General features: G+C 65.8%; 18 protein-coding genes. 15 read left to right on the top strand and 3 right to left on the bottom strand.

The features are described from left to right. The first annotated feature begins 39 nt into the window (after positions 1-39). Genes ACLBKS_RS09045 through ACLBKS_RS09025 form a run of 5 tightly spaced genes read left to right on the top strand, consistent with a single transcriptional unit; the run spans position 40 to position 6619 of the window. The gene (locus ACLBKS_RS09045; RefSeq protein ID WP_410192480.1) at positions 40-1296 is read left to right on the top strand and encodes a flagellar biosynthesis protein FlhB; all 1257 of its coding nucleotides are present in this window, start codon (positions 40-42) and stop codon (positions 1294-1296) included. Then, a complete protein-coding gene (gene flhA, locus ACLBKS_RS09040; protein WP_410192479.1) occupies positions 1293-3395 on the top strand; it encodes a flagellar biosynthesis protein FlhA in 2103 nt (700 codons plus the stop codon). The genes ACLBKS_RS09045 and flhA overlap by 4 nt, the downstream gene beginning before the upstream one ends. Then, on the top strand, positions 3392-5032 hold the full coding sequence (flhF, locus tag ACLBKS_RS09035) for a flagellar biosynthesis protein FlhF (protein WP_410192478.1): 1641 nt from the start codon (positions 3392-3394) through the stop codon (positions 5030-5032). The genes flhA and flhF overlap by 4 nt, the downstream gene beginning before the upstream one ends. Continuing rightward, complete coding sequence (locus tag ACLBKS_RS09030; protein ID WP_410192477.1) at positions 5025-5879, top strand: hypothetical protein; 855 nt, start codon at positions 5025-5027, stop codon at positions 5877-5879. Before flhF ends, ACLBKS_RS09030 begins: the two co-directional genes overlap by 8 nt. 23 nt (positions 5880-5902) lie before the next feature. Then, positions 5903-6619 (top strand): RNA polymerase sigma factor FliA, encoded by a 717-nt coding sequence (locus tag ACLBKS_RS09025; RefSeq protein WP_410192476.1) that lies wholly within the window; start codon positions 5903-5905, stop codon positions 6617-6619. A 155-nt stretch (positions 6620-6774) separates the two neighbouring features. Here the strand turns inward: ACLBKS_RS09025 and rsmI are convergent, their stop codons facing one another. Further along, positions 6775-7695: a 16S rRNA (cytidine(1402)-2'-O)-methyltransferase gene (gene rsmI / locus ACLBKS_RS09020; RefSeq protein ID WP_410192475.1), complete on the bottom strand. Its 921-nt coding sequence runs from the start codon at positions 7693-7695 to the stop codon at positions 6775-6777. Positions 7696-7715: 20 nt separating this feature from the next. Here rsmI and ACLBKS_RS09015 point away from each other — a divergent pair, with 20 nt between their 5' ends. The 3 genes from ACLBKS_RS09015 (at position 7716) to ACLBKS_RS09005 (ending at position 9575) form a co-directional block, all read left to right on the top strand. Continuing rightward, positions 7716-8141, top strand: a complete 426-nt coding sequence (locus tag ACLBKS_RS09015; protein ID WP_410192474.1) for a YraN family protein — start codon at positions 7716-7718, stop codon at positions 8139-8141. Between the two features lie 175 nt (positions 8142-8316). Beyond that, on the top strand, positions 8317-8916 hold the full coding sequence (locus ACLBKS_RS09010) for a phosphoheptose isomerase (RefSeq protein ID WP_410192473.1): 600 nt from the start codon (positions 8317-8319) through the stop codon (positions 8914-8916). Beyond that, positions 8913-9575, top strand: coding sequence for a BON domain-containing protein (locus tag ACLBKS_RS09005; RefSeq protein ID WP_410192472.1), 663 nt, complete (start codon positions 8913-8915; stop codon positions 9573-9575). Before ACLBKS_RS09010 ends, ACLBKS_RS09005 begins: the two co-directional genes overlap by 4 nt. A 148-nt stretch (positions 9576-9723) precedes the next feature. On the opposite strand, the gene ACLBKS_RS09000 is transcribed toward ACLBKS_RS09005, so the two are convergent. Next, entirely contained in the window at positions 9724-10776 is a 1053-nt protein-coding gene (locus tag ACLBKS_RS09000) for a type IV pilus twitching motility protein PilT (RefSeq protein ID WP_410192471.1), read from the bottom strand. 108 nt (positions 10777-10884) lie between these two features. Between ACLBKS_RS09000 and ACLBKS_RS08995 the strand changes: the two genes are divergently transcribed. Continuing rightward, the gene (locus tag ACLBKS_RS08995) at positions 10885-11652 is read left to right on the top strand and encodes a YggS family pyridoxal phosphate-dependent enzyme (protein ID WP_410192470.1); all 768 of its coding nucleotides are present in this window, start codon (positions 10885-10887) and stop codon (positions 11650-11652) included. Then, positions 11649-12260, top strand: coding sequence for a thermonuclease family protein (locus tag ACLBKS_RS08990; protein ID WP_410192469.1), 612 nt, complete (start codon positions 11649-11651; stop codon positions 12258-12260). Before ACLBKS_RS08995 ends, ACLBKS_RS08990 begins: the two co-directional genes overlap by 4 nt. A gap of 204 nt (positions 12261-12464) precedes the next feature. On the opposite strand, the gene dacB is transcribed toward ACLBKS_RS08990, so the two are convergent. Beyond that, positions 12465-13985 carry a D-alanyl-D-alanine carboxypeptidase/D-alanyl-D-alanine-endopeptidase gene (dacB, locus tag ACLBKS_RS08985; protein WP_410192468.1) on the bottom strand — a complete coding sequence of 507 codons (1521 nt, stop codon included), beginning with the start codon at positions 13983-13985 and terminating at the stop codon, positions 12465-12467. 74 nt (positions 13986-14059) lie between these two features. Here dacB and tsaB point away from each other — a divergent pair, with 74 nt between their 5' ends. The 5 genes from tsaB (at position 14060) to ACLBKS_RS08960 (ending at position 18014) form a co-directional block, all read left to right on the top strand. Beyond that, the gene (tsaB, locus tag ACLBKS_RS08980; RefSeq protein WP_410192467.1) at positions 14060-14773 is read left to right on the top strand and encodes a tRNA (adenosine(37)-N6)-threonylcarbamoyltransferase complex dimerization subunit type 1 TsaB; all 714 of its coding nucleotides are present in this window, start codon (positions 14060-14062) and stop codon (positions 14771-14773) included. Between the two features lie 10 nt (positions 14774-14783). Next, entirely contained in the window at positions 14784-15338 is a 555-nt protein-coding gene (gene rimI / locus ACLBKS_RS08975) for a ribosomal protein S18-alanine N-acetyltransferase (RefSeq protein ID WP_410192466.1), read from the top strand. Positions 15339-15348: 10 nt separating this feature from the next. Further along, positions 15349-16197 (top strand): uracil-DNA glycosylase family protein, encoded by an 849-nt coding sequence (locus tag ACLBKS_RS08970; RefSeq protein WP_410192465.1) that lies wholly within the window; start codon positions 15349-15351, stop codon positions 16195-16197. 26 nt (positions 16198-16223) lie between these two features. Continuing rightward, positions 16224-16730 (top strand): MarR family winged helix-turn-helix transcriptional regulator, encoded by a 507-nt coding sequence (locus tag ACLBKS_RS08965; protein WP_410192464.1) that lies wholly within the window; start codon positions 16224-16226, stop codon positions 16728-16730. A gap of 192 nt (positions 16731-16922) precedes the next feature. Further along, positions 16923-18014 (top strand): Rieske 2Fe-2S domain-containing protein, encoded by a 1092-nt coding sequence (locus tag ACLBKS_RS08960; protein ID WP_410192463.1) that lies wholly within the window; start codon positions 16923-16925, stop codon positions 18012-18014. Positions 18015-18109: the final 95 nt, after the last annotated feature.

Here is an 18109-nt window from a genome sequence, read left to right as displayed (position 1 = left end):
CCGGCCGACAATGGCGTGGACTTTTAAGCCCAGGCCACCATGGAATCCAGCAGTCAGGACCGCAATTTACCCGCGTCACAGCGCAAGCTGCAACGCGCGCGGGACGATGGCCAGGTCCCCCGTTCCCGAGATTTCAGCCATTTGGCCGTGTTGGGTGGCGGTGCCGTCACCTTGGTCCTCACAGCCCCCTGGATTTACAGCGCATTGAGGGAGTCGCTGGCCCGACATTTGTCATTCAGCGCCGCCGACGTCCGTGATCCCAAGTTCATGTTGGATCACCTGCACACCATGACGCTGACCGGCGCGGGCATCAGCCTGGGCATCGCCGTCATCATCGTGGCGATCGCCGTGGTCGCCACGCTCGCGGGCGGTGGTTGGGTCTGGACCACCACGCCGCTGGCCCCGGATTTCAGCCGCATCAACCCGATCAAGGGTTTGCAGGGCATGTTCACGAAGAAGAAGCTGGCCGAGGTGGTCAAGCTCGCGTTCATCGCTTTCTTCGTGCTGGCCTTGGCCGCAGTCTTCATTTATTACACGCTGCCCTCGGTCGCGACGCTGGTGTTGCAACCTTCCACCGCAGGCATCGAGCGCATGCTCAACTGGCTGGTCATGGGGTGCGCATTGCTGCTGGGTGTGGTGTTGCTGGTGGCGTTGATTGACCTGCCGCTGCAAATCTTCCTGCACAAGTCCGAGCTCAAGATGTCCTTGCAGGAAATGAAGGACGAACACAAGGACATCGAGGGTAATCCTCAGATGAAGAGCCGTCGTCGTCAGAAGCAGCGTGAACTGGCGCAACGCCAGAGTCTGCCCAAGGTGCCGCAGGCCGATTTCGTGCTGATGAACCCCACCCACTACGCCGTCGCGGTGAAGTACGAGGAAAAGTCCATGGCGGCGCCTCGGGTGGTGTCCAAGGGAGCGGACTTGCTCGCCATGAAGATCCGCGATCTGGCCAAGGCCCATCAGGTGCCCGTCTTGCAATCCCCCGTGCTCGCGCGAGCCTTGTACGCGCATGCCGAGTTGGATCAGGACATTCCTTCCACGCTCTACACGGCGGTGGCCCAAGTGCTGGCCTACGTCTACCGTTTGAAGGCCGCCTTGCAAGGCCGAGGTCCCATGCCTGGCGAGATGCCACAACCGGTCGTGCCACCCGGCATGGACCCGCAAGATTCCCGCGCCGCCCAGGCCGCCTATGCCGCCAGCGTCGCGGCCAAGGCCAAGGCAGCGAAAGCCGCCGCCGCCGCAGAAGCAGCCGGCGTCGCCCGTACCGAACCCATTTCCTCTGTTAGAGCCACATGAACCCGCTGATCCAACAACTGCAGCAGCGTTTTGGGCGTCACGCCGCGATGATTCAGGGCGTGGCGGCGCCGCTTTTTGTCGTCGCCGTGCTGGCGATGATGGTGTTGCCGCTGCCGCCCTGGTTGCTGGACATCCTGTTCACCTTCAACATCGCCATCGCGCTGATGGTGATGATGGTCGCCGCCTACATGACCAAGCCGCTGGATTTCGCGGCTTTCCCCGTCGTGCTGTTGCTGACCACTTTGCTGCGCTTGTCGCTGAACGTGGCGTCCACCCGGGTGGTGCTGCTCGAGGGGCATACCGGCACCGGCGCCGCTGGCGCGGTGATCGAGGCCTTCGGGCACTTCCTGATTGGCGGAAACTTCGCGGTCGGTTTGATCGTGTTCGCGATCCTGGTGGTCATCAACTTCGTGGTGGTGACCAAAGGTGCCGAGCGTATTGCTGAAGTGTCGGCGCGTTTCGCTCTGGACGCCATGCCCGGCAAGCAGATGGCCATCGACGCCGACTTGGGTGCCGGCCTCATCGACGAGAAAGAAGCCAAGCGCCGTCGCTTGGAAGTCAGCGAGGAAGCGGACTTCTTCGGTTCCATGGACGGTGCCTCGAAGTTCGTGCGTGGGGACGCCATGGCGGGCATTTTGATCTTGCTGATCAACATCATCGGTGGCTTCGCGATCGGCATGGCCCAGCACGGCTTGAGCGCCAGTCAGGCGGCCAACAGCTACATCCTGCTGGCCATTGGTGACGCCTTGGTCGCGCAGATTCCGGGCTTGCTGATCTCCGTGGCCGCCGCCATGGTGGTGTCTCGCGTGGGCAAGGACCAGGATTTGGGCAAGCAGATTGGCAGCCAGATGCTCGTGTCCCCGCGCGCCATCGGCATCACCGCCGGGGTGCTGGGCCTGCTGGGCCTGATCCCTGGCATGCCCAACTTGGTGTTCCTGGGCGTGGCCAGCCTGCTCGGTTATGCCGCCTGGGTTCTGGCCAAGCAGCCGCAGAAGGCTCAAGCCGAGGCGACTGCCGCGGCAGCCGCTGCCGCCGCGGCGGCAGCCCCCGGCGATGGCGAAGCCAGCTGGGACGATCTGCAACCGGTGGATCAGCTCGGCTTGGAACTGGGTTACCGGCTCATCACGCTGGTGGACAAAAACCGCCAGGGCGACTTGCTCACCCGCATCAAGGGCGTGCGTCGCAAGTTCGCGCAGGAAGTGGGCTTCCTGCCGCCGCCGGTCCACGTGCGCGACAACCTGGAGCTCAAGCCCAGCGGCTACCGCATCAACCTGCGTGGCGTGGTGGTGGGCGAAGGCGAGGCCTTCCCTGGCATGTACCTGGCCATCAATCCGGGTGGCATCAGCACGCCGCTGATCGGAACGCCCGCCACCGATCCGGCCTTCGGCCTGCCCGCGACGTGGATCGACGAACGCCAGAAAGAAGCCGCGCAAATGGCCGGCTTTACCGTGGTTGATTCCGAGACCGTGATGGCCACGCATCTTTCACACTTGATGCAGGTTCACGCCGCGCGCCTGCTCAGCCGTACTGAAACCCAGAATCTGGTGGAGCACGTGTCGCGGCAATTTCCGAAGCTCATCGAAGAAGTCGTGCCCAAAATGGTGTCCATCGCCGCGTTCCAGCGAGTCCTCCAGCTGTTGCTGGAAGAGGCGGTGCACATCCGCGACATGCGCACCATCGTCGAAACCATCGCCGAGCATGCCCCGTCGACGACCGATCCGGCCGAGCTGGCGCGCCGCGTGCGGGTTGCCCTGTCGCCGGCCATCGTGCAGCAGATTTACGGACCGCAAAAAGAACTCAACGTCATCGCCATCGATCCGCCGCTGGAACGCCTGTTGGTGCAGGCACTGGGCGGAGCGAACGGCCCGTCGCTCGATCCGGGCGTGGCCGATATGTTCGCCCGCAACGCGGCCGACGTGGCGATGAAGCAAGAAGAAACCGGCGTGCCAGCTTGCCTGCTGGTGCCCGACCCCATACGCAATTCCATCGCCCGTCTGGTGCGCCGCGCCGCGCCCCGGATGCAAGTGCTGTCGCACAGCGAAATTCCTGAAACCCATTCCATTCGCATCGGACCGATCCTGAGAGGCGCCGCATCATGAGCATTCAACGATTCCATGCCCCAACCGCCCGCGAGGCGCTGGCCAAGGCACGCGCGGCTTTTGGCGAGGAAGCCATCATCCTGTCGAACAAACCGACGGCGCAGGGCGGGGTGGAAGTGGTCGCCACGAACCCCACCACCTTAGCCGCGCTCGACAAAGCCGCCGACAACGCCATGACCGCGGAAGACAGCGTTGAAAGCTCCACCTTTGGTTTCCTCTCGCGCCGCAAGGCGAACGCGGAAAAAGCCGCCAAGGAAGCCGCCCGTGCTGCGCGCGGCATGCGTGAAGAGCCCGAAGGCGACGTGCCAGAGCCGGCCGAACGCGCGGAACGCGCTGCCCGTGCCGCGCTGCGTGCTTCTCCTCGGAGCACCGTCGAAGAAGACGCCGATCAACTGGCGATGAGCACCCTGTCTTTCCAGGACTACGTGCGTGAGCGCGTGCTGCAGCGCCGTCATGAAGTGCGTCAACACGAAGCACGTCAGGCCGCGCAAACCGCCCAGGGTGGAACCGCGATCAATGTGGGGGGCGCCGCTCCGCGCACCTATGCCGTGGTCCCGCCGGATCAGCCCGTGCAAGCGCCGCGCCGTGTCGCCGTGCCGGAAGTCGCGCCTGCGACCACGGTGCCCGAAGGGTTGATGCATGAACTCAACGCGATGAAGGACCTCATCGAGGAACGCTTCAGCACCTTGGCCTGGCTCGGTCAGGCCAAGCAAAACCCGGTGCGTGCCAATCTGACGCTCAAGCTGATCCGGGCGGGTTATTCGCCCAACCTCGCGCGCGCCGCGCTCGAGAAGATGCCCAACGACACCACACCCGCCGAAGCCATGCGCTGGATGCTCGCGGTGCTGGAGCGCAATCTCAAGACCGACAAGAACGAACCCGCGCTGCATGAGGCCGGCGGCATTTATGCCCTGGTCGGTGCCACCGGCGTGGGCAAGACCACCACCGCCGCCAAGCTCGCAGCCCAGTGCGCGCGTGACTTCGGCCCCGCCAGCGTCGGCCTGATCACCCTCGACAGCTACCGCATTGGCGCGCATGAACAACTGCGCACCTACGGCCGCATGCTGGGTGTGGTCGCGCACATGGCGCACGATCAAAGCGCCCTGCAGGACCTGCTGGGCTTGCTGTCCAACCGCAAGATGGTCATCATCGACACCACGGGCGTGGCGCCGCGCGATCCGCGCAAGCGCGAAGTGCTGGACATGCTGGATCTGCCGGGCGTGCAGCGCCTCATGGTGCTCAACGCCGCCAACCATGGCGATGCCCAAGACGAGGCCGTTGCTTCGTTCCGCAGCAGCGGCGCCCAACATGCCGTGCTGACCAAGACGGACGAAGCCGTCAAGCTGGGCCCGACTCTGGACGCGGCCATCCGCCATCGCCTGGTGCTGCGCGGCGTGAGCTGCGGCCAACGCGTGCCCGAGGATTGGGCGCGCGCTGATGCGGAGCAATTGGTCAAGCTGTCGATGCGTTCCACGGGCCGCTCGGCGCACGATCCGCAACTCGGCGATCTCGATCTGTATTTCACGCAAATGGAAGGCCGCGCTCAAAGCGTGCAGGGATTGGCGACGGTGCAGCAACCGGTGCCTCCGGCGGTGCGTCGTCCGGGTCCCGCGCACGGAGGAAACCTCCATGCTTGAAGTTGAAAACCAGGCCGCAGGCCTGGCGGCGCTCGCGGTGGAATCGTCGCCGCGCATCGTGGCCCTGGCGGGCCATGAGGACGCACGCAGCGAATTGCCCTTGTTGATGCAGTTGTGCGCGGCGTGGACCAACCTGGACTATCCGCTGGTCGTGCTCGATGCCCACGTGCGTGAGACGGACCAGGTGCCCGGGCTGTCGCAACTGCTGCGCGGTGACGAAGATTTCTCCGCCGCCGTGCTGTCGAACAGTGCCACCACCTGGCCCATCGTTCCGGCCGCACTGGGTTTTGAGCAAATGCTCGACGGCGTGGCCGCCGCGCCCAAGAAGACGGGGAAAACCGCCGCGAAGACACCTGACGCGGGGCAAGACCGTGCCCGGCAACTGGCGGCTCTTTTCCCGGGGTATGAATTGATCCTGGTGTACGCGCCTGCCGCCGTGCTGGCTCGGGTCTGGCAGGGCAGCGGCCTGTCGCCTCTGCTGCCCGTCTCCGTGCAGGAATCGGCCTTGCTGTCGGCTTACCAGGCGCTCAAGCAGATGTTGAGTTTGGGCAAATTGCGGCCTACCATCGTCACCGTGATGCAAGACGCTGCCTTGACCACCCGCATGTCCGGCCACAACATCAGCCGCAATCTGCAGGAGTGCGCGCGTGATTTCCTCGCGTGCGAGACGCCCGCGCTCACGGTGTGTCCGGACCGACCGGAGGAAATGCAACGATTGGCCCTGCGTTCCCTGGAGGCGGGTTTGCAACCCCAGGGCTGGGATTTCTCCTCCGTGCTCGCGCCGGCTTACGCCAGCACGTCGGCCGCGCGAGGTGGCGCGTCGACGGCCACAGGGCAGGGGCGCTGACCGTGATCGAGGGAGCTTCGCCCGTGACGTACACCGCACAAGGCCAGCTGGATCGCGATGCCCTGATTCGGCAGTACGTGCCGCTCGTGCGCCGCTTGGCTCACCACATGATGGCCAAGTTGCCGCCGTCGATCCAGGTGGACGACCTGATCCAAGTCGGGCTGATCGGTCTGTCGGAAGCGCTGACCCGGTACGAAGCGACCCAGGGGGTGCAGTTCGAGACTTTCGCCACGCAACGCATCCGCGGCGCGATGATCGATGAGCTGCGAGAAAACGACTGGATGAGCCGCGGCTCACGCAAGAGCCAGAAGGAAATCGAGTCCGCGCTGACGCGGCTGGAGCACCAGCTGGGTCGCTCACCCAGCGAGTCCGAGATCGCCGAGGAACTGGGCATGGAACTCGCGGAGTACCAGGCCTTGCTTTACAAGGTCAAGGGGACCCAGCTGGTTTACCTTGAGGACATGAGCGGTGGCGATGACGAGGAAGGCTTTCTCGACCGGCACATGGTCGATGGCGAGTCCGACCCCATGGCCTTGCTGCGCAACCAGCGTCTGCGTGCCTCGCTGGTGGAAGCCATCAAGGCCTTGCCCGAGCGCGAGCAGTACGTGATGAGCATGTACTACGAGCAGGACATGAACCTCAAGGAAATCGCTGCCGTGCTGGGTGTCACCGAGTCCCGCGTTTGCCAGTTGCACAGCCAGTCGATCGCGCGCTTGCGCGCGAAGATGCGCTCGCACTGAGTTCGATGCGAGCTTGCGGACCCAGCAAGTTCGCGCGCTGATGGCGTGGCGGCGCGAGCCGAACACCAGACGCCAACCTCCTCATGAGATTTGCTGCGCAAATCAAATTCGTCGGGACGAACTCTGGCGCTCGGCACGCTTGATCCGGCGTTTCTTCATTCCTGCTGTTTACGCTCCAGCGCCTTTTCATACAGCGCGTTGCGCGGTGTCCCGGTGATGTCCGCCGCCAGCTTGACGGCGGTTTTCAAGGGCAGTTCAGCCAGCAGCAGATCCAGGGTGCGCAGCGCCGACGGGTCCAACGCGTTGTCCTGAGCGGCACGCGGCGCAGGGTGGAGCACCAGCACGAATTCCCCACGCGAGCGTTGCGCGTCCGCCGCGAGCCAATCCGCAAATTGCGCGGCGGGCAAGGTGACGATCTGTTCGAACTGCTTGCTGATTTCCCGGGCCACGGTCAGGGCGCGGTCTCCCAAGACCAGCAGGGCGTCCGCCAGTGCAGTGATGCGGTGCGGCGCCTCCAGCAGCACCACGGCACGCGGTTCTCCCGCCAGTGACTGCACCGCCTGGGCGCGCTCGGAGGTTTTGGCGGGCAGAAAGCCGGCGAAGACGAAGCCGCCGGACTCATCCACCGCGCCGGCCGCGCTCAATGCCGCGGTGACGCTGCTGGCGCCCGGCAATGGCATCACGGGCAGACCGGCGGCGCGCACGGCCGCGACCAGGCGCGCACCAGGGTCGCTGACGGCGGGCGTGCCTGCGTCGCTGACATAGGCCACGCGCAGGCCCTCGCGCAGTCGCGCGATGACTTGCTGGGCGGCTTCCTGTTCGTTGTGCTGATGCACGGCCATCAGGCTGGCGCCGCTTTTTTCGATGCCGTAGGCGCGCAGCAGACTCTGCGTGTGGCGCGTGTCCTCGCACGCCAGCACGTCGGCGAAACGCAGCACATGCAGGGCGCGCAGGGTGATGTCGGCCAAGTTACCGATGGGCGTGGCCACCACGTACAGCGTGCCAGTTGGCAAATGCTGAGTGCCCGCAGCGTCTTGCGCGGCGAGCAGGGCTGAGGCATAAGAAGAGGAATTCACGAACGTGGTGAGTTAAGCCCATGCACAAACCTGCTCTCCCGACCCGTGCCCGGAATTCGACCAAACAAGCGGGCGACGTGGCGGAGGAGCAAGCCCTGCAGCATTTGCAAGCGCGGGGATTGAAACTGTTGACGCGCAATTATCGGACGCCTGGACGAGGCGGTGGCGAGGTGGACCTCGTGATGCGGACCGCCGACGGCACCCTGGTGTTCGTGGAAGTCCGCCGCCGCGCCAATGCCCGTCACGGTGGCGCGGCCGCCAGCGTGGGCTGGGTGAAGCGCAAACGCATCATCCTGGCGGCGCGTCACTACCTGCTGCGCTGGCCATCGCCGCCGCCTTGTCGGTTTGACGTCGTGGCGATCGAGGGCGGGCCTGGCGACGGTGACGAGCAACTGGTTTGGCTGCAAGCGGCCTTCGATCTCGGTGATGGCGGCAGAGGCTTTTGATGCGTTCATTTCGCAGACGGCTTCCCGCTTGGGGCGGCAAGCATGGGTTGGCTGTTCGAGCGGGAATGGGCCGGGGCAGCCGCGCCGAGACCAGCGTCGCTTGGCCTCGGCCCGCGCGGGTGGATGGCCGCTTGCGCCTTTGGGCCTGTGCAAGCCCGGTATCATTCGGCCCACCATGTTTGAGCAGCGCATCGAGCAACACTTCATTGACAGCGCGGACCTGAAATACCAGGCCGCGCAGCCACTGAGCAAGCCCATTTCGGCCGCGGCCCAGGCGATGTTGGACTGCGTGACCAACGGTGGCAAGGTGCTGGCCTGTGGCAATGGCGGTTCCGCGGCCTACGCGCAACATTTCGCGTCGGAGTTCGTGGGCCGTTTCGAGCGTGAGCGCCCTGAGTTGGGCGCGATTGCCTTGACCACGGACACGTCCATCCTGACCGCCATTGCCAACGACTACGACTACAAGGTCGTCTTCGCCAAGCAAGTGCGGGCCCTGGGTCAAGCGGGGGATGTGCTGCTGGCCATTTCAACCAGCGGCAATTCGCCCAATGTGATGGCTGCCATCGAGGCCGCGCACGAACGGGACATGACCGTGGTCGCCCTGACCGGCAAGGGGGGCGGAAAAATCAACGCTTTGCTGCGTGAAACCGATGTGCACATCTGCGTTCCGCACGAGCGCACCGCACGCATTCAAGAAGTGCATTTGCTGACACTGCATTGCCTTTGTGATTGCGTGGATCATCAATTGTTGGGCGAACAGGAAAACAAGGCGTGAGCAAGCACCGTTTTATCTCTCGTTTCGCTGGCCTGCGAGCCCTCTGCCTGGGCCTGGCCTGCAGTCTGGGCCTCTTGGCTTTGAGTGGATGCGCGCCGATGGTCGTGGGGGGCATCGTGGTGGCCACGGGTCTGTCCGTGCTGGACCGTCGCACCACCGGCACGCAACTCGACGACGAAAGCATCGAGACCGAAGGCATGTCACGACTCAAGCAACGGTTGGGTGACCGGGCCCACATCAACATCGTCAGCTACAACCGCCAGGTGCTGTTGACGGGCGAGGTCTTGAGTGAACAGGACCGCCAAATCGCCCAGCAGGTGATTGCTGGCCTCGACAACGTGCGCAACATCATCAATGAATTGGCTGTGCTCGGCCATTCCACGTTGACGCAACAGTCCTCGGACGTGGGCGTGACGATGCGCGTCAAGGCCACGATGGTGGATTCCCCTGATTTGAACGCCCATGTCGTCAAGGTCGTGACCGAACGCGGGATTGTCTACCTCATGGGGCGCGTGACGGAGCGCGAGGCCGGCCGTGCCACCGACATCGCGCGCCGCACGTCGGGGGTGCAGAAGGTGGTCCGCCTGTTCGAGATCATCAGCGAGGAAGAGCGCCTGGCCCTGGAGAACCCGGGCCGCAGAAGGTCCGCTGCTCCCTGACCTGCCCACCGGGCGGGCTGCATGCAGCTGGCGCCACGAGATTCAGGCCTTCTCAGGCCTTCAGCCCTCCAGCCCTCCAGCCCTTTGGGCCTGCGCCTTTGTGGATGTGTCCCCGTGGCGCGTTGTGAGCTTGCTTCCCCACCGGGCTTCACGTGCTCCAACCCTCCGATGGCCGTGCGTGACGGCGGGCTTGCGCCTCGTCAATGAGGCCGCGCCGCACGAGTTCAGCCAAATGCTGATCCAGCGTCCGCATGCCCGCGGCCGCGCCCGTTTGCAGGCTGGCATGCATTTGGGCCACCTTGCCTTCACGGATCAAATGACGGATCGCTGGTGTGCCCGTCATGATTTCATAGGCGGCCACCCTGCCTGGCGGGTGGGTCCGTGCCGTCGGGCACAGCACCTGGGCGATCACCGCTTGCAAGGATTCCGACAGCATGGCGCGTGCCAGGTCTTTCTCCCCCGAGGGAAACACATCGATGATGCGGTCGATGGCCTTGGGCGCGCTGCTGGTGTGCAGGGTGCCCAGCACGAGGTGCCCGGTCTCGGCCGCCGTGAGTGCCAGCCGGATGGTTTCCAGGTCACGCATTTCGCCCACCAGCATCACGTCGGGGTCTTCACGCAGTGCCGAGCGCAAGGCGTTGGCGAAGGACTGCGTGTGCGCGCCCACCTCGCGCTGGTTGATCAGACTGCACGCAGGCGCATGCACGAACTCGATCGGGTCTTCCACGGTCAGGATGTGACGGGCTTGTGTTTCGTTGATGTGCCGGACCATCGCGGCCAAGGTGGTGGATTTGCCCGAGCCCGTGGGGCCGGTCACCAGCACCAAGCCCCGCGATCGCTGCGTCAATTCGGCGAACAGGGGCGGCGCACCCAGCTGCGCCAAAGTTCGAACCTGCGCGGGAATGGCGCGGAACACCGCGGCGCCGCCGCGCTGGGTCTGGAAGGCGTTGACGCGAAAGCGACCTAGTTCTTGGAGGGTGCAGGCAAAGTCGCATTCCAGGGTCTGCGCGTAGCGTTGAGATTGGGTCTTGCTCATCACGGTGCTCAGCATGGCGGAGATGTCCTGATGGCTCAAGCTGCCCATCAACTCGATGCGGCGCATGTCCCCGTGCACTCGCAGCATCGGGGGCAAGCCAGCCGAGAGGTGCAGGTCGGACGCGTCCTGGTCCAGGCACAAGCGCAACAGGGTGGTGAGGTCCATGCGTAGGGGGCGTCGCGGCGACGTGGGGCCGCGCGAGCCATCCTGGGGCGGAGTGCCCGCGCTCGACCGCGATGCGGGACAATTGTGGGCCGGAGTAAGCGGTGTTCCATGTCCGATTCATCGTTCGACAATTCAGTTTTCAGTGCTGCCTTGCGGGCCGTTCAGGCGCGCATCCATGCGGCGTGCGTGTCAGCGGGCCGTGATCCCGCGAGCGTGCGCTTGCTGGCGGTTTCCAAGACCTTTGGCCCCGAGGCCGTTCGCGCCGCGCACCAGGCGGGGTTGACCGCGTTCGGCGAGAACTACATCCAAGAAGCGGTCGCCAAGTCAACGGCCCTGGCCGATCTGCCCTTGGAATGGCATTGCATCGGTCCCATCCAGAGCAACAAAACCCGGCTGGTGGCGGAGCATTTCGCCTGGGCGCAGACGGTGGATCGCTTGAAGATCGCGCAACGCTTGTCCGAACAGCGACCCTCCGATCTGTCACCCCTGCAGATCTGCCTTCAGGTCAACGTCGATGGCGGCCCGACCAAGGCAGGCATCGCGCCGGACGAATTGCCCGAGCTGGCGCGAGCGGTGCGGCGGCTGCCGCGCTTGCGCCTGCGGGGCCTCATGTGCATTCCCGACCCGCTGCCCGATGCGGCGGCGATGCAAGCGATATTCGCGCGCGCACGCACTTTGTTCGATGCCCTGCGCGCGGATTGGGATGGCCCAGACCCCATGCCAGACACGCTCTCCATGGGCATGAGCGCCGACTTGGAAGCCGCCATTGCCGCGGGCAGCACCCTGGTGCGCATCGGCTCCGCCTTGTTCGGTGCACGCCCGACCAAGCTGGCCGACCCGGCTGTCGCGCCATCGGCAGACCCTCGCGTGGGATGAAGCTCGCGGTTTGGCGAGGCCTTCGAGCGCTGGGCTTGGGGGGCGTGGTGTGGGTTTTGGTTGGGGTTGTGTGTGGTGCAGCCCAAGCCGCCCCGCCGCCCGACCGCGAGGCAGTGCTGGCACTTCAGGCGGCGCCAGTGCGTGTGCTGGCCGTGCTGGACGGCGACACGCTGGACGTGGAGGACCGCCACCAGCGTCGCTGGCGCATACGCCTGCAAGGCATCGACGCGCCGGAGTTGGCGCAGACGCGGCGGCAATCGGGACGCACCTGCCGCACCCAGGCCCAGCCGCATGCCGATTCGGCCCGCCGTGCTCTGGCCGGCAAGGTGCAGGGGCGATGGGTGCAACTGCGCACCGATGGCACCCGCAGTTATGACCGGGTGGTGGCCTACGTGCTGGTGGCCGGGCGGGAGGTCAATCGCGACCTGGTGGCCGAAGGTTGGGCCTGGAGTCTGGACCGGCACCACGCCTCGGCCTCCGAGCGGCAGGCCTATGCCCGTGCGCAGAGCGAGGCGCGCGCAGCAGGCCTGGGCCTGTGGGCAGGGACCGAAGAGGGCCAGCCCGCGCAGCACCCGGCGCGCTGGCGGGCTGAGCACGGACGCTGCTGAGGGTGTCTGTCGGGCGCCGATGCCGCGGGCGCGTTCACACCCATTGCGCGGGTGCGAACGGTTTGAGAATCGCGCCCATTGCGCCCATTGCGCCCATTGCGCCCATTGCGGTGCGCGAAGCGGAGGGCAACGGCTTTGGATTCTCTGACGTCGCTTCGTTCCGTGTTTCGGTTGAGGAGGCCAGCGTCCCCGCCTGGCTCCACCTCACTGTCGCGCCACCCAGTCCACCAAGGCTTCCAAGGCCGGCCGGGCCGCAGCGGCGTTCGGGTGGTTCACGATGGCCACCAGCACATAACGCCGTCCGCTCTGCGCATCCACCACCCCCGCGAGCGAGTTGACATCGCGCAGGCTGCCCGTCTTGAGGTGGGCCGATCCTCGGGCCCGCCAGCGTTCCGGGCGCAGCGTGCCATCCTGCCCGCTGATGGGCAGCGAGGTCAGCAGTTCCGGCATCAGCGGCCCGTCCCAGGCGTATTGCAGCAAGCGCGCCAGCGCCGCAGGGCTGACGCGGTCCTCGCGCGACAGGCCGGAGCCATTGCTGATGCGCGGCGCGCCTTCGTCCATCTGTCCTTTCACCGCCAGGTGTTCGCGCCACCAGTCTTGCAGCAGGGCGCGCGAGGCAGACAGGGTGCCTTGCGCGGGCGGCGGATTCGGTGCGCCGGTCTCGGGCGTGGCCGCTTGCTCCAGGCTCAAGGTGAGGAAGAGCTGCTGCGTCATCACGTTGTTGCTGTACTTGTTGATGTCGCGCACCACTTCGGCCAGGGGCGGAGACTCGAGCGCGAACACCGGTCCCCGGCCCTGCGCGCTGTCACGCAAGGCCTCGGGCACGCGGCCCGCGCGGACCTGGCCGCGCAGCGTGCCGCCGATGGCCTGCCACATGCCGGCGATGGCGCGGGCGTTGTAGCCCTCAGGGTCGGGCCAGGCCAGGGGCCAGACTTTCTCTTCGCAGGCGGCGGGATAGGGGCCCGCGAAGCGGGGCTGGACCGGGGCGTTGCCCTCGGTTTTTCCAAAGCCTGCTCGAGCGAAATTGGCTTGCAGCCCGCCGCGCCAGTCGCCACAGCGCTCCTGCGACAGGGGCACGCTGGCGGGCCAAGCCACGCCGGCCAGCGGCGGCTCCACGTGCAGGCGCGCTACGCCTGCGGCACGGTCGGGCGTGAAGGTCATCAGCACGGACTTGAAGTTCAGCAACAGCGCGTTCGGAGCGGCGTTGTAAGGCCTCAGGGGTTCGCCATCGAATTCGCCCGGGTCGTGGGGCACGGCCTCGAACAGGCCATCGTCCAGCACGATGTCGCCTTCAATGGTCGAAATGCCCAGGCCCTGCACCCGGCGCAGCAGCAGCCACAAGCGTTCGGCGACCAGCTTGGGGTCGCCCCGGCCCTCGATGTAGAGGTTGCCGCGCAACGTGCCCTCGCGGATCGCGCCATCCAGGTAGACCGGGGTGCGCCACTTCCAGTTCGGTCCCAGCAGTTCCAGCGCCGCGATGGTGGTGACCAGCTTCATCACGCTGGCGGGGTTCATTGGCGCTTCAGCCCGGTGGCGCAGCAGAGACTTGGCGCGGGGTGAGGCGCCTGCTTCTTCGACCACGATGCCCAGCGCGCTGGCGGGAATCTTGGCGCGCGCCAGCGCCTGCGTGACGGGAGTGGGCAATTCAGCGGCGGCGATGCCGTGCGTGAGGGCGGCGGCCAGGGTCAGGGCCGACAGTGAAAGCAAACGGGGAAGACACAGCATGCGGGAAAGTTTAGGGCAAGGCACGGTGTCGGTAGCCAGCGCCGATAATCGGTGCCCCGAAGAAACGCTGTCTGATGAAACTCCTCGCGCTCGACACCACCACCGACCAGCTCTCCGTGGCCCTCACGCGCGACGGCCAGGTTTGGCAGCACCAGGGCGCGGGCGCGGCCCAGGCGTCGGTGGCGCTGATCCCGGCCATCCAACGCTTGATGGCCGAGGCCGGTCTGCGGTATGCCGAACTGGATGCCATCGCTTTTGGCAGCGGCCCAGGGGCCTTCACCGGCCTGCGCACCGCCTGTGCAGTGGCTCAGGGCCTGGCCTACGGGGCCAGCGTTCCCGTGCTTCCGGTCGACAGCCTGCTGACGCTGGCGGAAGAAGCCCGGGCGCGCCATGCGCCCGAAGCGCAAACCCTGCGTGTCTTGGCCTTGCTCGACGCCCGCATGGATGAGTTGTACGCCGCCCCTTATCAGTACGCCGAAGGCCGGTGGCAGCAGCAGGCCCCGTTTGGCTTGCATGCCCCCGAGGCACTGCCCGCGTGGCAGGGTGACGCTTTGGCGGGCAATGTGTTCGCGGCATACGGCGACCGCCTGCCTTGGCCTGCCGCTGTTCACCGTTGGTCCGCCCTGCCCCTGGCCACGGCCATGTTGCGCCTTGCTCCGGCGCTGCTGGCCCAGGGCGGCGCAGTGCGCGCCGAGGATGCCTTGCCCCAGTATGTGCGCGACAAGGTGGCGAAGACCACCGAGGAGCGCTTGCAGGAGCGCATGGCGCAGCAGCCGTCGACGCGTTGAGGGAGCCTGCATGCGCGTCGGTTCGCCACCCCCGTTCTTGGACCCGACCACCGAGGTCCGCCTTGAGCCCCTGGACGCGGCTCGGCTGGACGCCGTGCTGCACATCGAACAACGAGCGTATTCCCATCCCTGGACGCGCGGGAATTTCCTGGACGGTGTGCGCGCCGGCTACCACATGCGAGTGCTGGTGGCGGGCGCAGCGGCCGATGAAACCGTGCTGGGCTACTACGTCGCCATGCAAGGCGTCGCCGAGGCGCACCTGCTGAACCTCACCGTCGCACCGCTCTACCAGGGCCAGGGCTGGGCCCGTCTGATGCTCGACGCCCTGGCGCTCTGGGCGCGTGGCGTGCCCGTGCAGCCACCCCTGGCGACACTCTGGCTCGAAGTGCGTGCGAGCAATCAACGCGCCATTCATGTGTACGAGGCGCAGGGCTACCGTCGCGTGGGCCTGCGCAAGGACTATTACCCGGATGGGCACGGCCGCCGCGAGGATGCCGTCGTGATGAGCCTGTCCTTGGTCTCCGACGTGTCCACGCCGCGCAACCCCGCCCAAGCACCTCTGTAGGATGCGGACCATGGAATTGGATGCACGTCAGCGGGCCATGCTGGAAGAGATGGGAATCCGCGTCTGGACGCCCATTGAATCCATGTCAGAGGACGCCCTTGCCTTCGCGGAGTCGGCGCCGGTACCGGTGCCTGGGCCGCTGGGGTCCGACACGCGCCTGGGGTCGGGGGGGCCGACGCTGCCCACGCAGACGCGTTCAGTCCCTACCCCAGTTCCAGCCGAAGCGAAGTCGTCGGTTTACGCCGAGCCTGCGTCGCGTGCCCTGCCTGCGGACATCGCCGCCATGGGTTGGGATGATCTCGAAACCGCCGTCGCCGGCTGCCAAGCCTGCGGCTTGTGCAAGAGCCGCAAGAACACCGTCTTCGGCGTTGGCCATCGGCAGGCGCGCTGGCTGATCGTGGGTGAAGCACCGGGCGAGAACGAAGACCTGCAGGGTGAGCCTTTCGTGGGCCAGGCGGGCAAGTTGCTCGACAACATGCTCAAAGTCCTCGGTCGTTCGCGCACTTCGGACGACGAGGCGCAATCGGTCTACATCGCCAATGTGCTCAAGTGTCGGCCACCGGGCAACCGCAACCCGGCGCCCGAGGAGGTGCTGCAGTGCGAGCCCTACCTGCGCCGCCAAGTTGCGCTGCTGCAACCGCGCATCATCCTGGCGATGGGCCGTTTCGCTGTCCAATCCCTGCTGCAGCACAGCGTGCCGGATGTAGCCACCCTGCCGTTGGGTCGCTTGCGTGGGCAGGTGCATCGGTACGAAGGGGTGCCCGTGGTCGTCAGCTACCACCCGGCTTACCTCTTGCGCACCCCCCAGGACAAGGCCAAAGCCTGGGAGGATTTATGTTTGGCACAGTCTTTGATGTAAGACGCACGCGCCGGATAATGGTCCGCATGACGAGCAACACCAACGACTCAGGAAGCGGGGAGAGGGCGATGATGACCACCGAGAACACCATGTCGACCACCGAGTTGCGCCTCCATGACGAACCCGGGCACCTGATTCGCCGCGCTCAGCAGATCGCCGTGGCGCGTTTCCACGAAGTGCATGGACGGCATGTCACCCCGGTGCAGTACGCCATCCTGCGCACTTTGCAAGAAACGCCCGGCATCGACCAAGTGACGCTGGCCGACAAGGTGGCGCTGGACACCTCGACCACCGCCGACATCGCCGCGCGCCTCGAAACCAAGGGGTGGATCTCACGCGAAGTGCTGCCCCGGCGCCAGCGCAGCCTGGTGCTCACGCCCGAGGGCGAGAGCGTGTTGTCCGAATTGCTCACGGGCACCAGCGCCCATTGGAACAGCCTCATGAGTGCGCTGTCCCACGACGAGCAGCGCGAATTCACCCGCCTGCTGCGCAAATTCGTCGACCTGCACGACCAGCGCGACTCCGAAGAGTGACGACTCACTGTTGATTCGCGTGGCCTGGTCTCCAGGGTAAACCCCAGGGGGCGAAAGGCCGCAGTGGCTGGTCATGTGCCACCTGACGTCCTAAAATCTCTTTCATTCAGTATACGGATTCACGATGTGGCGCCGCTTCGTAGCGCCACCCACCGTGCCCTGTTCAGCTTGAGCCCGACCTAGGAGTACGCCATGTCCACTTCCACTGTGAGCACCTTTCCCAAGAACACCTGGTACGTCGCCGCTTCCAGCCAAGAGATTGGCGCCGACAAGCCCCTGGGCCGCACGGTCTGCGGTGAACGTATCGCCTTCTACCGCGACGCGGCGGGCAAGATCAACGCGGTGCAGGACTTCTGCCCACACCGTGGCGCGCCGCTCTCGTTGGGGTACGTCTGCGAAGGCCAGCTGACCTGCGGCTACCACGGCCTGGTGATGGGCTGTGATGGCAAGACCGTTTCCATGCCGGGCCAGCGCGTGCGCGGCTTTCCCGCCATCAAGAGCTTTCCCGTGACCGAACGCTACGGTTTTGTCTGGGTCTGGACAGGCGAGGCCGCGTTGGCGGATGAGGCCAAGCTGCCCGTCCTGCCGTTCTTCGACAACCCCGAGTGGGCCTATGGCGGTGGCCTGTACCACATCGCCTGTGACTACCGCCTGATGATCGACAACCTGATGGACCTGACGCACGAGACCTATGTGCACGCCACCTCCATCGGGCAGAAGGAAATCGACGAAACGCCCTGCAAGACCACGGTCGAGGACGACACCGTCGTCACCAGCCGCTACATGAGCGGCATCGAGGCCCCTCCTTTCTGGAAGATGGCTTTGCGCGCCAACGGCCTGCCCGATGACCAGCCCGTGGACCGCTGGCAGATCTGCCGCTTCTCCCCGCCCAGCCACGTGATGATCGAGGTGGGCGTGGCCTTGCAAGGCCACGGTGGCTACGACGCACCCAACGACAAGAAGGCCTACAGCGTGGTGGTGGACTTCATCACGCCCGAGACGGAGACCTCCATCCACTACTTCTGGGGCATGGCGCGCAAGTTCAAGCCTCAGGACGCCGAGCTGACGGACACCATCCGCCAAGGCCAGGGCAAGATCTTCGCTGAAGACCTGGAGATGCTGGAGCGCCAGCAGAAGAACCTGCTGGCGTGGCCCGAGCGTCAATTGCTGATGCTCAACATCGACGCCGGTGGCGTGCAGTCGCGCAAGATCATCGACCGCATCATCGCGGCCGAGCGCGCGGGCCAGGCCACGTCGACCGTGGCCACCCCGCTGGCCGCTTGATGTCCTGATCGACACCTGGGCTCGGACGCCATCGCCAGTGTCCAGGCGTCGCAGTCTCTAGGGCCTGTTCACACTCATTTCCTGAGTGCGAACAG

The organism is Hylemonella sp. W303a (assembly GCF_046452315.1).
Taxonomy (GTDB): Bacteria; Pseudomonadota; Gammaproteobacteria; order Burkholderiales; family Burkholderiaceae_C; genus Hylemonella.
Note: the sequence above shows the minus strand (reverse complement) of the source record. Positions and strands in the feature narration are given on the sequence as shown.